The following is a 22,961-nucleotide window of genomic DNA, read 5'->3' as shown; positions in this document are numbered from 1 at the left end:
TGCTGTCTCAGTGATACACCTCTTGCGCCCGCGGGCGCGGAGGCAACAGACAAAAGCGATTGCAAGAGAGGCGTGTTGATGAAGGGGTATCGGATGATCGGGGCGAGCCTGCTCGCGCTCGCGCAATTGACGGCGCCGGCCATGGCGGCGCAACCGAAGCCGGCGCCGCCGATCTCGATCAAGGTTTCCGAAGGAACCCACCTCGCCTTCGCGCTTTCGCCCGATGCCCGGCGCATCGTTTTCGATCTTCAGGGCGTGCTCTATGTGATGCCCGCAACCGGCGGCGCGGCGACGCCGATCACCGATGCGCTCTACGACGGACGCCAGCCGAGCTGGTCGCCGGATGGCAAGTGGATCGCCTTCCAGTCGAACCGTGACGGCCATTATCGCATCTGGCTGATCGCGCCCGATGGCACGCGGGCGCATCCCGTGTCGGACGAGCCATATGAGGCGCGCGAGCCAGGCTGGTCGCCCGACGGCAAATGGCTCGCCTTCACCTCGAACCGCGACGGCAAGTTCGACGTGTGGGCGCGCAACATGGCGGACGGCAGCGTGAGGAAGCTGAGCAACGGGCCAGGCGGCAACAGCCGCGCGAGCTGGTCCCCCGATGGCACGCGCATCGCTTATGTTTCCGATCGTATGGGCGCGACGGGAATATATGTCGTCGATATGCAGGGGCGCGAGACGCTCGCCGCCAAAGCCAATGTCATGGCGTTCGGCATGAACGTGCCGATCGGCACGCCGACCTGGACGACGGACGGCAAGGACGTGCTGTGGGCGCGCATCGCCGAGGGCAAGGCCGTGCTGATGAAGGGCGACAAGCCGCTGATCGAGGGGGAGGATATCCACCCGTTCCGCGCGGCATGGCTGCCGGACGGCGACCTGCTCTATGCCGCGAACGGCAAGCTCAACCGGCGCAGGCTCGATGGCGGCGAGGAACGGGTCGTCCCCTTCACCGCCGAGTTGAAGGTTCGCAAGCCCGATTACGCCAAGCGCCATGTCGTGCTCGATTCCCCCGCAGCGCGCCCGGTGATCGGGGTGCAGCGGGCGATGCTGTCGCCCGATGGCAAGCAGGTGGCGTTCACCGCGCTCGGCGATCTGTGGGTGATGCCGGTCGGCGGCAAGCCCCGCAAGCTGACCGACGGCGGCCCGAGCGCCGTGCTCGATCCGGCCTGGTCCCCGAAAGGCGACAGGATCGTCTATTCCAGCGATCGCGAAGGCTCGCTCGATCTGTGGATCGTCGACCTCGCGTCCGGTCGGCACGAGCGCGTGACCAGCGCGCCCGGCGCGGAGATGCGCCCGTCCTGGTCGCCGGACGGCAACAGCATCGTCTATGTCGACGCATCGGGCGCCTATACCGAGCTGGTTCGCGTGCTCGATCTCGCGACGAAGCAAAGCCGCGAGATCAAGGAAGCCGGCGCCAGCCCCGGCTATCCGGCATTCTCCCCGGATGGCAAATCGCTGATCGTCTCCACCTTGCGCAACGCATCGGATTCGCAATCCTATGTCGTCGGCGGCTATAACGAGCTGTCGATCGTCCCCGCCGATGGCACGGGCAAGGCGCGCGCGGTGTCGCTGGTGCCGGGCAAGTCGGTCGGCAACCGCTCGGGCGACGGGCCGGTGCTGTCCCCTGATGGCAAACTTTACGCCTATCAGATGGATAGCGCGCTCTACGTCCAGCCCGCCGCCGCTGACGGCAGCCCGACGGGCGCGCCGCGCAAGCTATCCGACACGATCCCGACCGGGCTGAGCTGGAGCGCGGATTCGTCCACCCTGCTCGTCAATACCGGCGGCTATATGCAACTTGTGCCAGCAGCCGGCGGCGCGGCGCGCAAGGTGGCGCTCCCGCTGCAATGGACCGCGGCGCGCGGCACGGGCGTGACGACGATCCGCGCCGGTATGCTCGTCGATGGCGTGAAGGATCAAGCGCGGCGCGACATGGATATCGTGATCGACGGCAGCCGCATCCGCTCGATCTCGCCGCACGGCAGCAAGCCTGTGCAGGGGCGCTTCATCGACGCATCGAACCTCACGGTCATGCCCGGCCTGATGGACATGCACGTTCACCTCATCAAGGAATATGGATCGAGCTTCGGGCGGCTCTACCTTGCCTATGGCATCACCACGATCCGCAGCCCAGGCAATGTTCCCGGCGACGTCATCGAAGAAAAGGAGGCGCTCGCCGCGGGCCGCAGGCCCGGCCCGAACATGTTCGTAACCGGCTATATCCTCGATGGCGAACGCACCGTCTGGGAAATGGGCACGCCGGTCGCCAGCCCCGCTGAGGTGAACCGGCAGATCGGGCTGGCGAAGCTGCTCGATTACGACATGATAAAATCCTATGTGCACACCGCCGAGCCGGTGCGCCAGCAGATCGTCGCCGCCGCGCACGCCGCGGGCATCCCGGTGAGCAGCCACGAAATCTATCCCGCCGCGCTGTTCGGCAGCGACAGCGTGGAGCATCTCGACGGCAATGGTGCGGGCCGCGGCTATTCGGAAAAAGCCAGCCAGCTCAACATCTCATATGAGGATTCGGTGAAGATCATCGCCACGTCGGGAATGACGGTCACGCCGACGATCTCGCTGTTCACGCCCACCGCCGAACTGGTCGATAACGATCCCACGATCGCCAAGGCGCGCTGGGCGCTCCAGCCGGTATGGGTGCGCGAGGGCTCCATCATGAGCTTCGCCAACGGCCCCGGCGCGGAGGTGCTGGCGAACAATATCCGCCAGTCGATCGCCAAGATCTTCCACGCCGGCGGCAAGATCGTGGTGGGGACGGATTCACCCTTCACCCCGATCGGCATCAACACCCACAACGAACTGGTGCAGGAAGTGAAAGCCGGCCTCACCCCGTTCGAGGCGCTGCGCAGCGCGACCGCCGTGCCAGCCGAACTGCTGGGCGTAGGCAAGGATCTCGGCACGGTCGAGGTGGGCAAGATCGCCGATCTGGTGTTCGTCGAGGGCAACCCGCTGGAAGATATCCGCAACACCGGCAAGGTGCGCAAGGTGATGAAGACGGGGCAACTCTATACGATCGAGCAATTGCTGCGGCAAAGCACCCCCGCCAACTGAACCATATCGCGAAAATCAAAGGGGCGGCCCGCAATCGCGCGGCCGCCCCTTTTCTTTGATCGCCGCCATAGCGATGATCGCACCGTGTTGGGTGTGCGATCGAGGACCGCCTGTCCCGGCAATCGGCGCTGAACGGGGACCACCATCCGGGTCATCCATGTTCTTCGGCGTTGTTGGCTGGTGACGGGATGGAGGATGACGACGGTGGAGACGATAGACGGATCGGGCGGGCGCATTTCGTACAGAAGCTAGCGGTGTGTAAGATCGCGCGTCCGCTGCACGTTTCGCGCAAGATGATACGCAAGGCGATCGGCGCGGATGACGCGGAGTTCACCTGGACGCGGGTTACTGCTCGTTCGGGGGCGTCTCGCCTCCCGGCTATGCCCTCCACCGACATACCCCCGAACGACAGCCTATCCCATCATGGCGGGCCTCGTACCTTCAGATCGAACAGGCGGCCCTCATTGCCGCGCCGATCCCGGCCCCCGTTCCAGAGCCGATTGATAGATCGTACTTCCCGAAACGCTGAGCGCCAGGCCGAGAAGGCGGCAACGGCCCTCCCCTTCGCGCTTCCCTGCACGGTGGATTTTCACACCGGCGCTGCGCGGCACGGCTGCGCTGCGACCTCATCGGAAAGGCTAGGCAAGCATTTGCGCCACCCAGAGAAGTGCCAATCAAATATCTGACGCAAAACAAATACGTGGTCGCCAAAGAAAAAGGGCCGCGCCGGAGCGCGACCCTTTCCCCCCAGTTGTTCGGGCAGAGCGATCAGTGACGATAGGTCAGCGTCACGCCATAAGTGCGCGGACGGTTGTAGAGATAGGCCCCGTCGAGCGCGCTGCCAAAGCCGAGCGCGCCGGTGTTGAGCAGGTGGTTTTCGTTGAACACATTGTTCGCGAATACCGATACGTCCATCCCGTTGAACCGCGCGCCTACCCGCAGGTTGACCAGGTTGTTGGCATAGCCCGGATTGTTCGGGGCGGTCGGATCATAACCTGCGTTGTTCGGGTTGAGGCCGGCGGTGCGGTGATTGCGGCCCATGTAGCTGTAATCGCCGCGTGCGTAGAAATTGGTGTCGTTCCCGACGATGAACTCATATTCCGCCGCGATGTTGAAGGTCGTGCGCGAGCCATCAATCGCATCGCCCGCCGAAACGGTCGGCTTGGTTTGCGTCTTGGTGGGGAAATAATCCTTGTCATAGGTGGCGTTCGCGTCGCCGACGTTCGCGGTGAGCGTCAGGCCGTCGGTCGGCTTCACCCGAACCGCGAGATCGAAGCCGAAGCTCGTGACATCGCCGAGGTTCGCGGTGAACGACAGCGGGCACGAGCCCGGCGGGATCGCCACATTGCCGATGCGGTTCTTCCACTTGATGAGGAAGACGCTGCCATCGAGCGTCACCTTGTCCCCAAGGAGATTGAGCTTCGCGCCCGCTTCATAGTTGCGCACGCGATCCGATTTGTAGGTCTTCGGCACGCCGCCCACGTCCTGCGGCCGGCAACCCATGTTGTAGATCGGCACGTTGGCGCCGCCGATGCGGAAGCCATCCGAGATCGTGGCGTAATAGAGATTGCCGTTATCCGCCTTGTAGCTGATGCCCACCTTCGGCGTGAACGGCGTCTCGCTCGAATTGCCGACATCGGTGCGCGGCGCCGGCGGGCCGTTGACCGGGCCATCGGCGAGATTTTCGAACTTGAAGGTCGTGTGCGAGACACGCCCGCCCGCCGACACGGTAAGCTTGTCAGTCACCTTGAAGTCGAGCTGGCCGAAGCCGGCGAGTTGCTCGTCCCAGGTGGTCGTGTTGCCGACGAAGACATAGCGGCCATTGGCAAGCCCGACACCGAACGCGCTCTGGAGGCAGCCGTTGGGCGTGGTGCAGCCAAGCATCATGCCCGCGTTATCGAGCAGCAACTGCCCGAGGAAGGTGTTCTCCACCGAGCGGAAGGTCTGCACCTTGCTCTTTGAATAGAAGGCGCCAAAGGTCCAGTTCAGCCGCGCATCGCTGTTGCTGTTCTGGACGCGCAGTTCCTGGGTGAAGAAATTGTTGCGCTGCTGATCAGTGGCGGGCGCGACATCGCGCGGGTTTTTCGGCAGCGTAACGGCGGGCGGCGCGAAGAACGATGTCCACATCGGCACTTCGAACGGCGTGAAATCGGTGAGGCCGTTTTCGTGCCGGCGATAATAAGACGTGTCCGAGATCACATCGAAGCCGGGGCCGTTATATTCGATCTTGAGCGCCGGCAGGATGAAATTCTGGTGGAACGGCTGGCGCAGCGGATAGGCTTGGCCGTAAATGTCCTTGGATGCATCGGTATAGGCGAGATAATTGTACTTCGGGTCGCGCGATGTCGGCTCCCACACCGTGCTGGTGTCGTCGAGATTGATCCGCTGATAGAAAACCGACGGCGTGATCGTCAGATCCTCGACCGGCTTGAAAGCAAGCGCGAAGCGCGCCGCGATCGTGCGCTGCTCATTGGCGTTGGCGCGTTCCAGCCGGCCGGTCTGCGTGTTGAGATGATCTATATAGCCGCCGTCGGTGCGCTGCCAGAAGCTCGCGCGGAAGCCCAATTTGTCCTGCACGATCGGGCCGCCGACCGCGACACCCGCCTCATAGCTGTTGGCCCCGCCCCGCGTCGTCGCTAGTTCGCCGCGCGCGTAAACGGAATAATCGGTAAGGCTGGGCGCGGGCGTGATGAAGCGAACCGTGCCGCCTTCCGAACTCGCGCCGAACAGCGTACCCTGCGGCCCGCGCAGCACCTCCACGCGCTCCAGATCGAAAATCTGCGGATAGGCGTTTGAGGAGAAATTGCCCGAGGAGATCGTCGCGCGCTGGTTGATCGGCATGTCGTCGATATAAACGCCGACCGTCGCCGCGCCCGCGCCGGACGAGATGCCGCGGATCGAGATCGCCGAACCGAGGCCATTGAGCTTGCTGAAGCTGAGGCCCGGTGTGAGACGCGCGATATCGCCCACGTCACGCACGCCCTGCTTGTCCATCAGATCCTGCGAAAAGGCCGCGATGCTCATCGGCGTTTCGCTGAGCGTGGTTTCGCGGCGCGTCGCGGTGACGATGATATCGTCGCTCGAACTGGTGGCGGCGGCGGCCTGCTTATCGGCCCGATCCCCAGCACTCTCCTGCGCCCAGGCCGGGCTTGCAATGGCGAGAGCCCCAAGGCCGACCCCCAATGCCAGACGCATACGACAATGATTTTTCATAATCCCCCTCCCGTTTCCCCTTCGGCGCCGCGCCTCATGGCGTTCGGCGGTCAACCGGCCCCTGCCAGCCTCACATTCGAATCATAATCACAAAATAGTTTTGTCTCAATCTATATTTTGAATCAAGACAAACCGTCTGCGAAACGAGTAAGCGCCCCGCCGCGCGGCTCGCATCCATGCGCTATTTCAGCGATTTCAGGTAAGCGACCAGCTTGCCGCGCTGCGCCTTGTCCGCCATCCCGGCGTAGATCATCCGCGTTCCCGGCACCGCCGTCCGCGGGTTGGCGATGAACATATCGAGCGCCGCCTCTGTCCACACGCCTTTTTGACTTTTCATCGCAGTGGAATAGGAAAATCCCGCGACGGAGCCTTTTGGTCGCCCGACGATCCCGCGCAGAGTCGGCCCAACACGATTTTCGCCCGCCTTGGTGGAATGGCAGGCCGCGCAAGGCGCGAACACCGCATCGGATTGCGCCAACGCCACCCCCGGCGCGCACGCCAGCACAGCACCAAAAAGCATCACTTTACGCACGGTACGCCTCCAACAAATCACACAAATCGCATTGCAGATATAGTTTTATATCAATCTTGTTGACGCAAAGCTCGCCTCGGACTCAGCCCGCGCAGCAACCGCCATCCCCACCATGACGCTTGCTCGCGGCGTCGCGATCGGCAGGCACGTCGATGCCGGCATTGGCCGCGAAGAAGCCGTTCGGCTTCAGCATGAAACCAGCATATTCCACCGGCATCACCGGAAAATCCTCCGGCTTGCAGACGTGCGTGTGACCGAAACTGTGCCATAGCACGACATCGGCATTGTCGATGCCGCGATTGGCCGCAACGAAGCGCGGTAGCCCATCCCCGCCCTGATGCTGGTTGGGATATTCACCGCTGGCATAGCGTTCCGCCGGATCATAGGGCGTGACCCAGATGTGTTTGCTGGCGAAGCCGCCGCGCGCGTGGACATAGCTGCCCGGCTGCGCCAACATGACCGGGGTTGGCTGCACGATCACCTTATAGCCCGGCGCGTTCCCGACAGAGTTGACGCGATTGGGATTGGACACTTTCCAATAGCGCCCGGTGCGCCCATCCGCCTCGCGCGCGGCATCCAGTTCGCGCAGCAGCGGGCGGCTGACCAGATCGAACACATTGCCATGCGGATTGTCGCGCCCCCAGGGCCGCGGATGAAATTCATGCTCGGAGACGCTGTTCCCCTCATCCCCGTCGACCATCATGTGCAGCCGCACGTTGAAGAAATGCTGGTGCGTCGGCCCGCCCAGCCCCTCATCGACCATCCCGCCCCATGGATAGGGCTGGCCGGGCGCCACCGCCGCCGTCTGGATGATCCCGGTGAGCTTCGCCTCCAACTGGATCGTCCCATCCTGATAGAGATACCAGTAGAAGCCGTAATCATAATTGCCGACCGTCGCGAAGAAGCTGATGACCAGCCGCCGCGAGCGCCGCGTTTCATGAACCCCGGTGCGGAATTCATTGTGCTTCCAGAGGATGCCGTAATCCTCCTCGTGCATACAGATGGCGTTCTTCATCACCATCGGGCGCCCGAGATCGTCCGCCGCCGGCACATCGAAATAATGGATATGGCCGAGGCAGTCGCAGCCCAGTTCCAGCGCATTGGCGAGCCGCCCAAGGCCATATTCGCCCGCGTCGAACGCGCTTTTCCAATAATGGTTCGCGGTGGGATCGGCATAAGGCACGACCATTTCCGTCACGCTCGCGCGATAGATGATCGGGCGCACCCGCCCGCCATCCTCATAGCCGAGCTGGTGGATCACCAGCCCCTCGCGCGGGGTGAAGCCGACGCGAAACGACCATTTCTGCCATTCGACCTTCCACCCGTCGACGGTGAAGCTCGGCCCCTCGGGCTGAACGATATGGAGCGGCTTCAGATCGGTGCGCGGCGGCGGCAGATCCTTCGCCTCGTAATTGCGCTTCTTCTTCGGGATCGGCACCAGTTCCGGCTCGTCGACCAGCGTGACGATCTCCTCGCGATTGAGATCGACCACCGCCACCAGCCCCTCGATCGGATGGGCATAGCCATTGTCCTTGAGCGACTCGCGATAATAACAGACCGCGCGGACGCAGCGCCGCCCGGCCTCCTCCACATAACCGAAGTGACCGGCGGAGAAGGGATCGACCTGAACCAGATCAATCTCCGCCTCGCTCAGCCCGCGCCGCGCCACCGCCGCGCGCCACGCCGGATCCTTCTTCACCGCGCGTTCGACCGCCTGGAATTCCTCCACCATCACCGCCGGCTGGCCGAACGGCGACTTGTCCTGCGCGAGCGCGCGCCATTCGGTCACCGTGCCGCTCGCCAGATCGACCCGCGCCTCGAACGCCGCGCCCGTATCCCGGCGGAGCGCGACGACAAAGGCCGCGCGCGGGACCGGCTGGCCGGCACGCCACGCCATCACCCGATCCTTGTGCGGCTCATCCATCTCGACATTGACGAAGCGCAATTGCGCCGCGGCGCCGCTCCGCGCGCTTACCGCGGCACAGGCGATCGCGATCTCGTCCGCGTCGAGCGGATCGAGCGGGTGGCGAGGCACCAGGGGATTGGGCATTGGCTCAGTCATCAATCTCTCCCGCATCGCACGGCTCCGGCCCGGCAATATAGATTGATTCAAAACTATTATCGCTTGAGCTTTCGCGCAAGCCCGAACCTTGCATCCGCCATAGCCGAATGCATCGGCCATTCGCCGATCCACTAGAGAAATTCGGCGGTTTCCTCGGGCATCGCCGGCAGCCGAGCGCGCCAGAAAATGCACGAGCCAATAATGCCCGCTTGCGAATCATTCGATTTGTCGTCAAACTTTTTTGCGGCAAAAGAGCGGGAGAGGGAACGATGTTGCTGAACAGCGTGGGCGCAAGGCTGGGCGCAGCCGCGATACTGGCGCTAGGCGTGGCGGGAATCGCCGCCGAATCGGGCTGGGCGCAGCGGGACGAACCGCGCGCGACCACCAACCCCGGCAGGCCGCACGGCTATTATTTCTCGCTGAACGGAAAACGCCGCACCTTCGAGGAAGACGGCGTGAAGAATGTCGAAGTGGTCGTGCCCAATAATGTGAGCGAGGGCCGCTACAATGTCATCACGTCGGACTGGAACGCCGATTTCCGCGTGCCCCCGCATTATCATCGCCACCATTCGGAAGCCTTCTACGTGCTGGGCGGCGAAGTGGAATGGACGGTCGAGGGCGAAACCCATGTGCTCCACGCCGGCGAGGCGATCTTCATTCCGCCCAATACGGTGCACAGCGTGCGCGTCGTCGGCGGGAAATCGATGAAGAACCTGCTGATCTATGAGCCGGGCGGCTATGAGGATCAGGCCGATTTCAAGATGAACTACAGCGAGCAGGAATTGAAGGATCCCAAGATCATCGCCCGCATCCGCGCGGCGGGGGATTTCAATCTCGCGGTGGACAAGAAGTAACCGCCCCCGCCCGCCCCCGGCCAGCAGGGGCGGGCGAGGCTTCGCACGATCAATTTCCGAAACCAGCATATCGCAGAGGCGCGCGATGACCGAATTCGGCCACTTTATCGACGGCACGACGATCGCGGGAACGCGCCATTTCCCGGTGCGCAATCCGGCCAATAGCGCGATCCTGGGCCACGCCCCGCTTGCCGATGCGGCCACACTGGACGCCGCCGTCGCCGCCGCTGCCCGCGCCTTTGCGGGCTGGAGCGCCACCCCGGATGCGGATCGCGCCGCCGCCGTGTCGCGCATCGCCGACGCGATCGAGCGCCACGCCGAAGAACTGGCGCAATTGCTCACCGCCGAACAGGGCAAGCCGCTCAACGGCACCGGATCGCGTTTCGAGGTGCAGGGGGCGATCGGCTGGACGCGCTACACCGCCTCGCTCGCGCTGGCGCCCGAGGTGATCCAGGACAATGCCGCCGGGCGGATCGAGCTTCACCGCCGCCCGATCGGGGTGGTGGGATCAATCACGCCGTGGAACTGGCCGCTGATGATCGCGGTGTGGCATTTCGTGCCCGCGATCCGCGCGGGCAATACGGTGGTGCTCAAGCCATCCCCGCTCACCCCGCTCAGCACCTTGCGCATGATCGAGATCGCCGGCGCGGTGCTGCCGCCGGGGGTGCTCAATGTGGTGACGGGCGACGACACGCTCGGGCCGCTGATGACCGCGCACCCCGGCATCGCCAAGATCGCTTTCACCGGATCGAGCGCGACCGGGCGCAAGGTGATGGAAAGCGCCAGCGCGACGCTCAAACGGCTGACGCTGGAACTGGGCGGCAACGATGCGGGGATCGTGCTGCCCGATGCCGATCCGGCGGCGATCGCGGAAGGGCTGTTCTGGGGCGCCTTCATCAACAGCGGGCAGACCTGCGCCGCGCTCAAGCGGCTCTATGTCCATGACGATATCTATGATGCGGTGTGCGACGCGCTGGTGGACTATGCCGCATCGGTGCCGCTCGGCGATGGCGCGGGCGAGGACAATCTGCTCGGCCCGCTCCAGAACGAGGCGCAGTTCGCCAAGGTGGCGCGCTTCGTCGATGAGGCGCGCGCGGCGGGCGCGCGCGTGCTGACCGGCGGCGCGCCATCGGGCGGCGCGGGCTATTTCTATCCCGTCACGCTCGTCGCCGATGCGCGCGAGGGGATGCGGCTGGTCGATGAGGAGCAATTCGGCACCGCGCTGCCGATCATCCGCTACAGCGATGTCGAAGACGCGATCGCGCGCGCCAATGCTTCCGAAAACGGGCTGGGCGGATCGGTGTGGTCATCGGATCGCGCGCGGGCGAAGGCGGTGGCGGCGCGGCTCGAATGCGGCACCGCCTGGATCAACAAGCACGGCGCGATCCAGCCCGACGTGCCGTTCGGCGGGGTGAAGCATTCGGGGATCGGCACCTCCTTCGGCCGGCAGGGGCTGGAGGAATTCACCACGATCCAGATCGTCAACGATTGATCGGTGCGCACGCGATGACGACAGGCTTTTTCCACGACGAACGCACCTTGTGGCATTTCGGCGCGATCCACACCGGCAATCTCCCGGCGGGCGGCTGGGTGCAGCCGTCGAACGGCAATTTCATGGCCGAGGCGCCCGATCCGAAGCGGCGCATCGTCTCGCTGCTCGACGTATCGGGCATGATGGCCCGGCTCGACCGGCGGAGCGCCGATCCGGCATCGGAGGAGGCGCTGCGCCGGGTGCATCCGCGCGACTATCTCGAAAGCTTCGCGCAAATGAGCGCCAATGGCGGCGGCAGCGTGGGGCAGGACGGCAGCTTCGGCCCCGGCGGCTATGATATCGCGCGGCTCTCCGCCGGGCTGGCGATCGACGCGGTCGACGCGGTGTTGAGCGGGGCGCTCGACAACGCTTATGCGCTCACCCGCCCGCCAGGGCATCATTGCCTGCCCGATCGGGGCTATGGCTTCTGCCTGCTCGCCAATGGCGCGGTGGCGGTGGAAGCGGCGATCGCGCGGCACGGCCTGTCGCGCGTCGCGATCCTCGATTGGGATGTGCATCACGGCAACGGGACCGAGGCGATCTTCCGCGATCGGCCCGACGTGCTGACGATCTCGATCCATCAGGACAATTGCTATCCGATCAATTCCGGCGCCGCATCCGAACGCGGCGAAGGGCGGGGCGAGGGATATAATCTCAATATCCCGCTGCTGCCGGGCGGCGGCGATCAGGCGTATCGCGACGCGCTCGATCTGGTCGCAGCACCGGCGCTGCGCCGTTACCGCCCCGAACTGATCGTGATCGCAAGTGGCGTGGATGCCAACGCGCTCGATCCGCTCGCGCGGATGCTGGCGCACAGCGAGACGTTCCGCTGGATGATGGCGCAGGCCAGGGCATTGGCGGACGAATTGTGCGGCGGGCGGCTCGTCGCGATCCATGAGGGCGGCTATTCCGAGGTCTATGCCCCGTTCTGCGCCCATGCGCTGATCGAGGAACTGACCGGCGAGCGTTCCGCCGTGGCCGATCCGGTCCTCGATTTCGTCCGCGCGCAACAGCCCGGTGACGCGATGCGCGCGCTCCAGCGCCGGCTGCTCGCCGAGCAGGCCGAAGCGCTGGGCTTCGCGGCACAGGCATAGGGAGAGCGGTTCATGTCGACCACGATCGGATCAGTGCTGGCTTCCGCCCCCGACGCGCCCGCGCCCGAAGCCTGGGGCAAGGTGGCGCGGATCGTCATCTTCAGCGCGATCGTGCCGCTGGCGCTGCTCGTCGCGCCGATCCTCACCACCCAGCTTATCGCCGAACGCGGGCTGACGGCGGCCAATGTCGGCAATTATTTCCTGTTCGAACTGGGCGGGATCAGCCTCGCCTCGCTGCCCGCCTTATGGTGGATGCGACGGTTCAACTCGCGCCAGATCGCGCCCGTCGCGGCGGTGACATTCATCGCCGGCAACCTCATGTCGACCATCGTTCCGGGGATCGAACTGCTCTATCTCACGCGGCTGGTGACGGCGATGGCGGGCGGCGCGCTGATGCTGCTGTGCCTCAACGCCGCCGGCGCCGCCGCCAACCGCGACCGGCTGTTCGGCTGGTGGATCGCGGGGCAACTCGTGCTCGGCGCGCTCGGCCTGTCGCTACTGCCGCGCCTGTTCGCGAGCTTCGGGCTCAACGCTTTCTACATTCTGCTGGCGGCGATGATGGCCGCCGCGCTCCCGCTCGCCTTTCGCTTCGACGCGCCGACGATCGACCCCGCGCCACGAGAGCCACGCGGCGCATCGACCGGCGGCCTGCTGCTTTCCGCGGTGGCGATGATCGCGGTGTTCGCTTTCTATATCGGGCTGGGGGGAAGCTGGGCGTTCATGTCCGTCATCGCCGAACGCGCCGGGCTGAAGCCGCTGCCGGTGGCCGATACGATCGCGATCGCCTCGCTGCTCGGCATCGCCGGCGCCCTGCTCGCCACCTTTCTCGGCGGGCGGGCGACCCGCACCTACGCGCTTTTCGCCGGCTATGCGCTGCTGCTCGGCGCGGTGCTGATGCTGCTCGGGCGGCTGAACATGACCGCCTTCGCGGGCGCCGCCTATGCGTTCAAATTCTCCTGGACCTTTACCCTGCCCTTCATCCTCGCCGCGATCGCCAGCCGCGATACGAGCGGCGGCATCATGGCGTGGGTCAACATGGTGATCGGGTTCGGCACATCGATCGGGCCGGTCATCACCGGGCGGATATTGGGCGGCGCGGGCGCGCCGGTGATGCTGATCTTCTGCGCGACGATGATCGCGGCGTCCTTCGCGCTTCTTCTACTGATCGAAACGGGCGTGGTCTCAGGCCGCGCCCGCACAAGGTGACCGATACGATGACCACGCAAACCACGCCCGCCACCCGCCGCGCCCGCGCGCTGGAGATCGTTCGCGGCTTCGGCGCCGAACTCGGCCACCATATCGGCGGTGCGGCGATGGAAAGCGCGGGCGACGCGCATGACGTGCTGGAGCCGGCGACCGGCGAGACGCTGGGCCGCGTCCGCGATGCGACGCGCGAGGAACTGGACAAAGCGGTCGCCGCGGCGAAACGCGCCTTCCCCGCATGGGCCGCCCTGCCGGGCGAGCGGCGCAAGGAATTGCTCCACCGCGTCGCCGATCTGATCGAGGCGCGCGCGGAGGAAATCGCGGCGGTAGAATGCCTCGACGCGGGGCAATGCTGGCGCTTCATGGCGAAGGCGGCGGTGCGCGGCGCGGAGAATTTCCGCTTCTTCGCCGATCAGGCGCCCGCCGCACGCGACGGCAAGGCGCTGCCTTCGCCTGAACATCTCAATTTCACGACACGCCAGCCGATCGGCCCCGTCGGGGTAATCACCCCGTGGAACACGCCGTTCATGCTTTCGACGTGGAAGATCGCCCCCGCGCTCGCCGCCGGCTGCACCGTTGTCCACAAGCCCGCCGAATGGTCCCCCTATTCCGCGCGGCTGCTGGTGGAGATCGCGAACGAGGCAGAGCTGCCGGCGGGCGTGTTCAATTCGGTCAACGGCCTCGGCGAGACGACCGGCAGGCGGCTGACCGAACATCCCGATATCAAGGCGATCGCCTTTGTCGGCGATACCAGCACCGGCACCGCGATCATGCGACAGGGTGCCGAAACGCTGAAGCGCGTGCATTTCGAACTGGGCGGCAAGAATCCGGTGATCGTGTTCGACGATGCCGATCTGGAACGCGCGCTCGATGCGGCGATCTTCATGATCTATTCGCTCAACGGCCAGCGCTGCACCTCCTCGTCGCGCCTGCTGGTGCAACGCTCGATCTACGACCGCTTCGTCGAACAGGTGGCGGCGCGCGCGAAGGCGCTGAAGGTCGGCGATCCGTTCGATCCCGCCACCGAGGTCGGCCCGCTGATCCATCCGCATCATCGTGACAAGGTGCGATCCTATATGGGCGTGGCCGAGGCGGAAGGTGCGCGGATCGCCGCCGGCGGCGCGGCGATCGACGGGCCGGGGCATTTCTTCCGCCCGACGCTGATCGCCGATGCGCACGGCGCGATGCGGATCGCCCAGGAGGAGATTTTCGGCCCGGTCCTCACCGCGATCCCGTTCGATGACGAGGCGGACGCGATCCGCATCGCCAATGACGTGCGCTATGGGCTGGCGGCCTATCTGTGGACATCGGATATCGGTCGCGCCTTGCGCGTCTCCAACGCACTGGAGGCCGGGATGGTGTGGATCAACAGCGAGAACGTCCGCCATCTGCCGACCCCGTTCGGGGGCGTGAAGGCCAGCGGGATCGGGCGCGACGGCGGCGACTGGAGCTTCGATTTCTACATGGAGACGAAGAACGTCGCGCTGGCGCATGGATCGCACAAGATCAGCAGGATGGGCGTGTGATCGCGGGGGCCGTTTTTGGCGTGGTGCTCAACGACAGGGCCGAGCGCGCGTTGCTGGCCGATGCGTTCGCGCAGCCGCCGTATCGCGCGCCGCCTGTCGCGCCGGTGCTTTATATCAAGCCGCGCAACTGCATCGTGCCGGGAGGCGGCATGGTCGCGCTGGACGGCCTCGCGGAGGTGAGCGTGGCGGCGACGATCGGGCTGGTGATGGGCCGCGATGCCGCGCGCGTATCGCCGGAACGCGCGCTCGATCATGTCGCGGCGGCGGCGCTGGTGCTCGACCTGTCGGAGCCGGTCGCGAGCTATTATCGACCGACGGTGCGCCAGCGGTGTCGCGACGGATTCCTGCCCGTCGGCCCGATCGGGGCGTTCCATGCCGGGCTGCTCGCCGGCGATATCGTAACACGGATCGCGGGCGCGGAGGCGCATCGCTGGTCCCCGGCGCGCGCGGTGCGCGATGCGGCGGGCCTGATCGCGGAGGCAAGCGCGTTCATGACGCTTGCCGCCGGGGATATGCTGATGATCGGATTGCCGCATGACGCGCCGCGCGCGCGCGCCGGGCAACGGATCGAGGCGAGCATGGCGGGGCTGTCGCCCGTCTCGGTTACATTGGGAGGGCAAGGCTGATGCGCCGCGCGCGTATCTTCCACCAGGGCCGCGATCTGTGGGCGGAGGTTTCCACCGACGGCGAAACGCTGCTGTTGCCAAGTGGCGCGCGGATCGCGGCAAGCGGCGCGCACTGGCTGCCGCCGGTAACGCCGGGCGCCACGATCTTCGCGCTCGGGCTGAACTATGCCGATCACAATGCGGAACTCGGCTTCAAGGCGAAGGAGCCGCCGCTCGTCTTCCTCAAGGGGCCGAACACGTTGGTCGGGCATCAGGGCATCACGCCGCGCCCGGCGGATGCCGATCAGATGCACCCGGAATGCGAGCTGGTCGCGGTGATCGGTCGCCCCGGCAAGCGCATCCCGCGTGCGCGCGCACTCGAACACGTCGCGGGCTATACCGTGGCCTGCGATTACGCGATCCGCGAATATCTGGAGAATTACTATCGCCCCAATCTGCGGGTGAAGAACCGCGACGCGACCACCCCGCTCGGCCCGTGGATCGTCGATGCCGCCGATATTCCCGATCCGCAGGCGCTGGCGATCACCACCAGCGTTGACGGCAGGATCGTCCAGTCCGGCTCGACGCGCGATATGGTGCTCGATGTCGCGGGGCTGATCGAATATCTCTCCGAAACCATGACGCTGCTGCCCGGCGACATGATCCTGACGGGCACGCCGCAAGGGCTGCACTTCGTTTCCCCCGGCGAGCGGGTGGTGTGCGAGATCGAAGGGGTCGGCGCGCTCGTCAACCATGTCGAGGCGGCGGCGCGATGAGCCTCTATACGCTTTCCAAGCTGATGTTCGCGCTCAATCGCGAGCCGGAATTGCAGGCGCGGTTCAGCGCCGATCCCGCCGCCGCGATCGAGCCGTTCCGGCTGACCGGCGAGGAGCGCGGCGCGGTGCTCGCGCACGATATCGGGCTGCTCTATGTGCTGGGCGTCAACGGCCAGTTGCTGATGCATTTCGCCGCGCTCGTCGGCATCGAATGGTCCGACTATCTCGATCGGATGCGCCGGGGGATCGTCGAGCACGGCCCGGTCCGCGCGGGCATTTACGCGATGCACAGCGCGCCCCACGAAAGGATCGCCGGATGAGCCTGGTCTTCGCCGGAATATGCAGCCACGCGCCGGGCATCACCGGGCGCGCCGAGCGCGCCGATCCGGATATGCGCGCGCAATTCCATGCCGCGTTCGATCGGCTGCGCATCGCGCTGGAGGCCACGCGCCCCGATGCGGTGATCGTCGTCGCGGCGGAGCATTTCGCCAATTTCTTCATGAACAACATGCCCGCTTATGCGATCGGCATGGCGGAGAGCTATGACGGGCCGATCGAGGATCCCGCGTGGCTCGCCATCCCGCCGCGCACGATCCGCGGCGATCCGGAACTGTCGCTCCGGCTCATCACGCAGGTGATGCAGACGAGCGATGTCGCCTTCGCCGAGGAATGGCGCTTCGATCACGGCATCATGGTGCCGCTGCACTTCCTCGATCCCGGCAACCGCTTCACGATCATTCCGGCGAACATCAATTGCCAGGGGCCACCGCTCACCCCGCTTGCCCGCGCATGGGCGTTCGGCGAGGCATTGCGCCGCGCCGCCGACGCGCTGCCCGAGCGGATCGCGCTGATCTGCACCGGCGGCATCTCGCACTGGCCGTGCACGCCCGATAGCGGGACGGTGAACGAGGCATGGGATCGCGATTTCCTCGATCGCTGGGCGCGCAACGACCGCGCCGCGCTGACCGCTTATACCGACGCGGAAACCTATGCCGATGCCGGACAGGGCGGGTTCGAGATCCGCACGCTCATCGCCTGCGCCGCCGCCGCGCGCGGCAAGGGCGAGATCTGGCATTATCGCTCGATCCCGATCTTCGCGGTCGGCTGCACGATCGGCGTGATGGAGATCGCGTGATGGCCCATGCGATCGTCGAATGGACCGACAATCTGGCGGGCGAGACCGACATTCGCGCGCTGCTCGAACTGATCGCCGCCGCGATGCGCGATGCCGACGGCGTGTTCCCATGGGGCGGCATCCGCGTCCGCGCGATCAGGCTCAGCGACTATGTGATCGCCGACGGCAAGGAGGATGACGCTTTCGTGAACATCACGGTGAAGATGGGAGCCGGTCGCCCGGCAGAGTTCAAGCAGGCGTTCTTCACGCGGCTGTTCGATCAGGTGAAGGCGCATTTCGCCGATCTGTTCGAGCGCCGCTATCTCGCGCTGTCGCTCTATGTCGAGGAAGCCGATGAGGCGGGCAGCTTCAAGCACAATAACATCCATCGCCGTTTCCGGAGCGCGCCATGACCCTACCGGCGGACGTGATCGCCGATTGCGCCGCGCGGCTCGATGCCGCCGAGCGCGCGCGCGAACAGATCGGGCAATTCTCGCTCGCGTGGCCGGACATGACGATCGCGGACGGCTATGCGATCCAGCGCGCATGGGTTGAGACGAAGCTGGCGCGCGGGCGCTCGCTGATCGGGCACAAGATCGGCCTCACCAGCCGCGCGATGCAGCGTTCGTCGAACGTGGAGGAGCCGGATTATGGCGCGCTGCTCGATGACATGCGGTTCGAGGAGGGGCGCGATATCCCGATCGACCGCTTCATCGAGCCGCGCGTGGAGGTGGAACTGGCCTTCATCCTGAAATCGCCGCTCGAAGGGCCGGATTGCACCTTGTTCGACGCGCTGGAGGCCACCGCCTGGGTGACCCCCGCGATCGAGATCATCGACGCGCGGATCGAGCGCACCGATCGCGCCAGCGGCGTGACCCGCAAGGTATTCGATACGATCGCCGACAATGCCGCCAACGCCGGGATCGTGCTGGGCGGTCGCCCGGTGCGGCCCGAGGCGATCGACCTGCGCTGGGTTTCGGCGCTGATGTATCGCAACGGCGTGATCGAGGAATCGGGCGTGGCGGCGGCGGTGCTCAATCATCCCGCGCGCGGCGTCGCCTGGCTGGCGAACAAGCTCGCGCCGTACGGCCAGCGGCTGGAAGCGGGCGAGATCGTGCTCGGCGGCAGCTTCACCGCGCCGATCCCCGCGCGCGCGGGGGATCATTTCCACGTCGATTACGGCGCGCTCGGCGCGATTGCATTGGGCTTCGCATGAACCGCTTCAAACACGCCATCGCCGCCGGTCGCCCGCAACTCGGGCTGTGGCAGGCGCTCGCCAACGCCTATACCGCCGAAATCTGCGCCGGTGCGGGCTATGACTGGCTGCTGTTCGATGCCGAACACGCGCCGAACACTTTGCCCACACTGCTTGCGCAATTGCAGGCGGTGGCGCCTTATCCGATCGAGCCGATCGTGCGCCCGCCGCTGTGCGATCCGGCGATCATCAAGCAATATCTCGATATCGGCTTTCGCACGCTGATGATCCCGATGGTGGAAAGCGCAGATCAGGCGCGGCTCGCGGTTTCCGCGATGCGCTTCCCGCCGCACGGCATCCGCGGCGTGGCGAGCGCCACCAGCCGCGCCTCCGGCTTCGGGCGGCAAAGCGATTATCTGATGCGCACGCACGAGGAGCATTGCCTGATCGTGCAGATCGAAAGCCGCGCCGGGCTGGATGCGATCGAGGAAATCGCGGCGGTGGACGGGGTGGACGCGATCTTCATCGGGCCGGGCGATCTTTCGGCGGCGCTCGGCCATCTCGGCGCGCCGCGCCATCCGGCGGTGCAGGCGGCGATCAGTGACGCGATCGCGCGCATCGCACGGACGGGCAAGGCCGCCGGCATCTTCGCGCTCGATGCCGAAGACGCCGCCGCCCGGCTGGGCGCAGGGCTATGCTTCGTGTCGATCGGCACCGATGTCGGGCTGCTCGCGCGCGGCAGCGAGGCGCTGCGCGCCCAGGTTCTTTCCCTCGGCACTTCACGATGAGCGCCGCCCCTCCATCTGAGAAGGAAACCCCATGAGCTTCTCCACCCCGCGCGACGTGCTCGATGCTTATGCCGAGGGCTGCAAAAGGCTCGATCGCGATCTGCTCACGCGCTGCTTTCATCCGCAGGCCGTGATGGCGGGCGATCTCGACGGCAAATTGCTGGTCGGTGGGCCGGCGCCGTTTCTCGACGATGTGGCCGGGATCGCGGCGGCGGGCATCGACCACACCGACTTTTCGGCGAATGTGATCGAACTGACGGTCAACGGGCGGGTCGCCGCCGGGGCGGTCCATTCGTTCAATTTCGCCGGGCGTTTCGAATTTCTCGATCGCTTTCACCTGATCGAGGATGAAAGCGGCTGGCGGATCACCAGCAAGAGCTTCACGACGCTCTGATCCTGCTGCGCGGGGGACGTGCGCGGCAATATCGCCGGCGGATCAACGGGCGCCCCGAACATTCGAGGCGCCCGCTGCGATCAACTGATAAACGTCAGAATTTGAAACCGAAATTCACGCGGAAATATCGGCCCATGATCGCATCGTAGAAACGTGCCTGTCCGGTATCGCCCAGCCTATAGGGGAACGGAACCGATCTGTTGGCGACGTTGTTCACGATGAATCGCACGTTGAACTTGTTCGTGAAATCATATCCGATCGAGCTATTGAACGTCACATAGCTGCCGAAGCGCGGATATTGATAGGTGGTCGAAGGCACATTCACGTCCACGCGGGCAGGGCCGTTATAAATCGTCTGCCACATGAAGTTGAAGCCGCCGTTATCATAATTCAGATTGGCGGTGAAATTATCCTTAGGCTCCGCGATCGTGCCAACGGTATATTGTATATCCCCGCTGCCGACCTTGTAATAATGCTGGATCGTGTGGAGATAGTTCACGCCGAGCGAAATCGCGCCCGCATTGGGAGACATGCCGAGCCGTTCGAGCGGCAGCCGATAACTCAGCGAAGACTGGATGCCTTTGAAACGCTCGATACCGATATTGTAGCTGCTCGTTGCAAATGAGGTCACCTGCCCCGCCGCATTGCGGACGAACGTGCTGCAATACGGGCTGTTGGGATAATTGGTCGAATCGTAGCAGGCGTCCATCACGTCGGTCAGCGACAGGGACGCGATCTCGTTCTTGATATCAATATGGACATAATCCGCCGACAGCCGCAGGCCGGGAATGAACGTCGGCTGGAAAACGCCGCCCGCCGTCCAGCTGTTGCCGATCTCATTTTGCAGCGCGGGGTTTCCGCCGCTCAGGCCCTTGGCGGTGTAGTTCACGACATTTGATGTAAAGCCCGCGGGGATTCCGGCGGCGGCGCAATTGGCGGCGCGGCGGCTGGGATCGGGGCCGCCGGTGATATAACGCTGATCGCACGGATCATTGGCGAGGCTGAACACCTGCCCGGTCGGCGCGAACAATTCCGTGATCGCCGGCGCGCGGAACGATCTGGTATAATTGCCACGCAACGTAAGCCCGTTGACGGGCGAATATTTTCCGCCGCCGGTGTAGGACCAGAATCCGCCAGTCATGCTGTTCTTGACGTAGCGCGCGGCACCTTGCAGCTCCATGCTGTAGATCAGCGGCACGTTCATTGATGGCGATACCAGCGGAATGTTCAGCTCGCCGAAACCTTCATTGGTATAATATGAGCCGGCCACGGGATCTATCGGTATGATATTGCCATATTGGCTCCGCGTGCCATCGCCATTGTCATGCCCGAAGTAAAATGCGCCGGGCTTGAAATTGGTCGATTCGTAACGATGCTCGTAACCCAGCACGAATTTCACGTCACCGGCGGGCAATTTTACGATCGAGCCCTTGATGTCGGCGATAAAGTCGAACTGCTTGTTCACCTGGCGCGGCGTGGCGATCGCGGTGATGTAATTCAGCGCCGCCTTGCTCGCCTGATTGACGCCAAAGACATCCAGCGGCGCGCAGGTGGAACTGAGCGTCGGGATCGCCGCGTTCGTATAGCCGGGCGTGCAGATGATATTGCCGCTCGCATCAGTCGTCGCATTGAGCGCGTTATAGAAATTCTGGGTGACGACTTCGCGCGCGGTGGTCTTTGAATTGGATTGGCCGTAATTCGCCTTCACTTCCCAGGTGAAATTGCGATCGCCGAGATTGAAATCGCCATCGAACCCGCCGACGAAGCGATACAGATTCGATTCCGTCCTGAAGCTGCCGGTCGAAAGATCGGTATTGGCGCGCGCCAGATAGAAGGTGCTTGGATCGGCGCCATTCGCGACAAGACTGTTGATGATCGTGGTGCGATCGGCGGCGCTGAGATACGGATTCGCCGTGCTCATGATGAGGTTGCCGTTCGTCTCTCCGGCGTTCGCGAACAAGGCGGTGTTGTAGAACGGCTGGGCGCGCAAATTGGTCGCGACCGTGCGGCCATACCACGCCTCTCCCGAAAAGCGGACGTGATCGGTGAAATCGTAATGGAACAGCGCCGTCACCGACAAGCGATTGCTGTCGGTAAGGAAATTATCGTAATCGCGGATGCGGAAGCCATCGCCCCCGGCCTGGATCAGCCCGTTTCCGGTCAGCGCCCCGTTGACGAACGGCCTCAGCCGCCCATCGCCGCCAAACACCAGCGGGCGCCCCTGCGCATCGGTTACCGAGGCAATAGCCTGCCCGGCATAGATCGGCACATCATCACCCACCAGCGGCATACCAGTATTGGTGAAGACGTTGTAACGCTGCCCGCCGTAATAAAGCTGCTGGCGATAGGCGAGCTTCGGCGGCGCGGTCGTATAGAACGGCCCGTCAGCACTGGTGAAGAAGCGATCGGACGTGGGGATGCCGTTCTGCTTGTCATATTGAACGCTCAACGTGATGTTGCCGCGCCCTTCCGAGAAATTCTTGCCCGCCAGAAGCGAGACATTGTAATCACCGCCATCGCCCTTTTGCGATATGCCGTTCTGGCCATTCAGTTCCAGCCCGTCATAATTCTTCTTGAGGATGACGTTGACGGTGCCGGCAATCGCATCGGAGCCGTAAATCGGCGCGCCGCCCACCGAAACCGTTTCGATCCGCTCGACAAGATTGGTCGGCAGCGTGGCGAAATCGACCGGGCTGCCCGCCACCACGCCGAAAAGCGAGGAACTCGCCGTCGTCACGAAACGATTGCCGTTGACGAGCGTGAGCGTGCGCTGCGGCCCGAGATTGTACATGTTGACGAAGGTTTGCCCCGCACCAAACGTACCCTGGCTGCCAACCGGGCTGTTCGCGGGAACGCTGAACACCGGCAATTCCTGCAACGCCGAACCAAGATTGGTATAGCCGCGCTTGGTGATCTCGATCGCGCTGAGCGATTCCGCCGGCTGCGCCGTGATCGCCGACTGGGAAATGCGCGACGCGGTTACCACCACATCGTTTTGC

18 protein-coding genes are annotated in these 22,961 nt (G+C 64.7%); 14 read left to right on the top strand and 4 right to left on the bottom strand.

Translation table 11 applies throughout. The features are described 5' to 3' along the window. The first annotated feature begins 78 nt into the window (after nucleotides 1-78). The gene (locus Q0316_RS05800) at nucleotides 79-3,075 is read left to right on the top strand and encodes an amidohydrolase family protein (RefSeq protein WP_298670595.1); all 2,997 of its coding nucleotides are present in this window, start codon (nucleotides 79-81) and stop codon (nucleotides 3,073-3,075) included. 768 nt (nucleotides 3,076-3,843) lie between these two features. Here Q0316_RS05800 and Q0316_RS05795 read toward each other — a convergent pair. From Q0316_RS05795 to Q0316_RS05785, 3 genes are all read right to left on the bottom strand, one after another. Then, nucleotides 3,844-6,288, bottom strand: coding sequence for a TonB-dependent receptor (locus Q0316_RS05795; protein ID WP_298670594.1), 2,445 nt, complete (start codon nucleotides 6,286-6,288; stop codon nucleotides 3,844-3,846). Nucleotides 6,289-6,469: 181 nt separating this feature from the next. Beyond that, nucleotides 6,470-6,820: a c-type cytochrome gene (locus Q0316_RS05790; protein ID WP_298670593.1), complete on the bottom strand. Its 351-nt coding sequence runs from the start codon at nucleotides 6,818-6,820 to the stop codon at nucleotides 6,470-6,472. Between the two features lie 82 nt (nucleotides 6,821-6,902). Next, nucleotides 6,903-8,882 carry a primary-amine oxidase gene (locus tag Q0316_RS05785; RefSeq protein ID WP_298670592.1) on the bottom strand — a complete coding sequence of 660 codons (1,980 nt, stop codon included), beginning with the start codon at nucleotides 8,880-8,882 and terminating at the stop codon, nucleotides 6,903-6,905. Nucleotides 8,883-9,151: 269 nt separating this feature from the next. Between Q0316_RS05785 and Q0316_RS05780 the strand changes: the two genes are divergently transcribed. From Q0316_RS05780 to Q0316_RS05720, 13 genes are all read left to right on the top strand, one after another. Continuing rightward, nucleotides 9,152-9,736 carry a cupin domain-containing protein gene (locus tag Q0316_RS05780; protein WP_298670591.1) on the top strand — a complete coding sequence of 195 codons (585 nt, stop codon included), beginning with the start codon at nucleotides 9,152-9,154 and terminating at the stop codon, nucleotides 9,734-9,736. A gap of 85 nt (nucleotides 9,737-9,821) precedes the next feature. Then, nucleotides 9,822-11,228 carry an aldehyde dehydrogenase family protein gene (locus Q0316_RS05775; protein ID WP_298670590.1) on the top strand — a complete coding sequence of 469 codons (1,407 nt, stop codon included), beginning with the start codon at nucleotides 9,822-9,824 and terminating at the stop codon, nucleotides 11,226-11,228. Between the two features lie 14 nt (nucleotides 11,229-11,242). Continuing rightward, nucleotides 11,243-12,361 carry a class II histone deacetylase gene (locus Q0316_RS05770; protein ID WP_298670589.1) on the top strand — a complete coding sequence of 373 codons (1,119 nt, stop codon included), beginning with the start codon at nucleotides 11,243-11,245 and terminating at the stop codon, nucleotides 12,359-12,361. Between the two features lie 12 nt (nucleotides 12,362-12,373). After that, a complete protein-coding gene (locus Q0316_RS05765) occupies nucleotides 12,374-13,567 on the top strand; it encodes an MFS transporter (protein ID WP_298670588.1) in 1,194 nt (397 codons plus the stop codon). After that, entirely contained in the window at nucleotides 13,564-15,090 is a 1,527-nt protein-coding gene (gene hpaE / locus Q0316_RS05760; protein ID WP_298670587.1) for a 5-carboxymethyl-2-hydroxymuconate semialdehyde dehydrogenase, read from the top strand. The genes Q0316_RS05765 and hpaE overlap by 4 nt, the downstream gene beginning before the upstream one ends. Next, on the top strand, nucleotides 15,087-15,716 hold the full coding sequence (locus Q0316_RS05755) for a fumarylacetoacetate hydrolase family protein (protein WP_298670586.1): 630 nt from the start codon (nucleotides 15,087-15,089) through the stop codon (nucleotides 15,714-15,716). Before hpaE ends, Q0316_RS05755 begins: the two co-directional genes overlap by 4 nt. Next, nucleotides 15,716-16,471, top strand: coding sequence for a fumarylacetoacetate hydrolase family protein (locus Q0316_RS05750; RefSeq protein WP_298670585.1), 756 nt, complete (start codon nucleotides 15,716-15,718; stop codon nucleotides 16,469-16,471). Before Q0316_RS05755 ends, Q0316_RS05750 begins: the two co-directional genes overlap by 1 nt. Next, complete coding sequence (locus Q0316_RS05745; RefSeq protein ID WP_298670584.1) at nucleotides 16,468-16,791, top strand: aromatic ring-opening dioxygenase subunit LigA; 324 nt, start codon at nucleotides 16,468-16,470, stop codon at nucleotides 16,789-16,791. The genes Q0316_RS05750 and Q0316_RS05745 overlap by 4 nt, the downstream gene beginning before the upstream one ends. After that, nucleotides 16,788-17,606: an extradiol ring-cleavage dioxygenase gene (locus tag Q0316_RS05740; protein WP_298670583.1), complete on the top strand. Its 819-nt coding sequence runs from the start codon at nucleotides 16,788-16,790 to the stop codon at nucleotides 17,604-17,606. Before Q0316_RS05745 ends, Q0316_RS05740 begins: the two co-directional genes overlap by 4 nt. After that, nucleotides 17,606-17,998, top strand: coding sequence for a 5-carboxymethyl-2-hydroxymuconate Delta-isomerase (locus tag Q0316_RS05735; RefSeq protein ID WP_298670582.1), 393 nt, complete (start codon nucleotides 17,606-17,608; stop codon nucleotides 17,996-17,998). The genes Q0316_RS05740 and Q0316_RS05735 overlap by 1 nt, the downstream gene beginning before the upstream one ends. After that, complete coding sequence (gene hpaH, locus Q0316_RS05730; protein WP_298670581.1) at nucleotides 17,995-18,801, top strand: 2-oxo-hept-4-ene-1,7-dioate hydratase; 807 nt, start codon at nucleotides 17,995-17,997, stop codon at nucleotides 18,799-18,801. The genes Q0316_RS05735 and hpaH overlap by 4 nt, the downstream gene beginning before the upstream one ends. Next, nucleotides 18,798-19,568, top strand: a complete 771-nt coding sequence (locus Q0316_RS05725; RefSeq protein WP_298670580.1) for an HpcH/HpaI aldolase/citrate lyase family protein — start codon at nucleotides 18,798-18,800, stop codon at nucleotides 19,566-19,568. The genes hpaH and Q0316_RS05725 overlap by 4 nt, the downstream gene beginning before the upstream one ends. 31 nt (nucleotides 19,569-19,599) lie before the next feature. Beyond that, complete coding sequence (locus tag Q0316_RS05720; RefSeq protein ID WP_298670579.1) at nucleotides 19,600-19,962, top strand: nuclear transport factor 2 family protein; 363 nt, start codon at nucleotides 19,600-19,602, stop codon at nucleotides 19,960-19,962. 94 nt (nucleotides 19,963-20,056) lie between these two features. Here the strand turns inward: Q0316_RS05720 and Q0316_RS05715 are convergent, their stop codons facing one another. Beyond that, nucleotides 20,057-22,948 carry a TonB-dependent receptor gene (locus Q0316_RS05715; RefSeq protein WP_298670578.1) on the bottom strand — a complete coding sequence of 964 codons (2,892 nt, stop codon included), beginning with the start codon at nucleotides 22,946-22,948 and terminating at the stop codon, nucleotides 20,057-20,059. Nucleotides 22,949-22,961: the final 13 nt, after the last annotated feature.

The organism is uncultured Sphingomonas sp. (genome assembly GCF_937871615.1).
Classification (GTDB): Bacteria; Pseudomonadota; Alphaproteobacteria; order Sphingomonadales; family Sphingomonadaceae; genus Sphingomonas.
The sequence above is the reverse complement of the archived record's forward strand: the minus strand, read 5'-3'. Positions and strand labels throughout refer to the sequence as shown.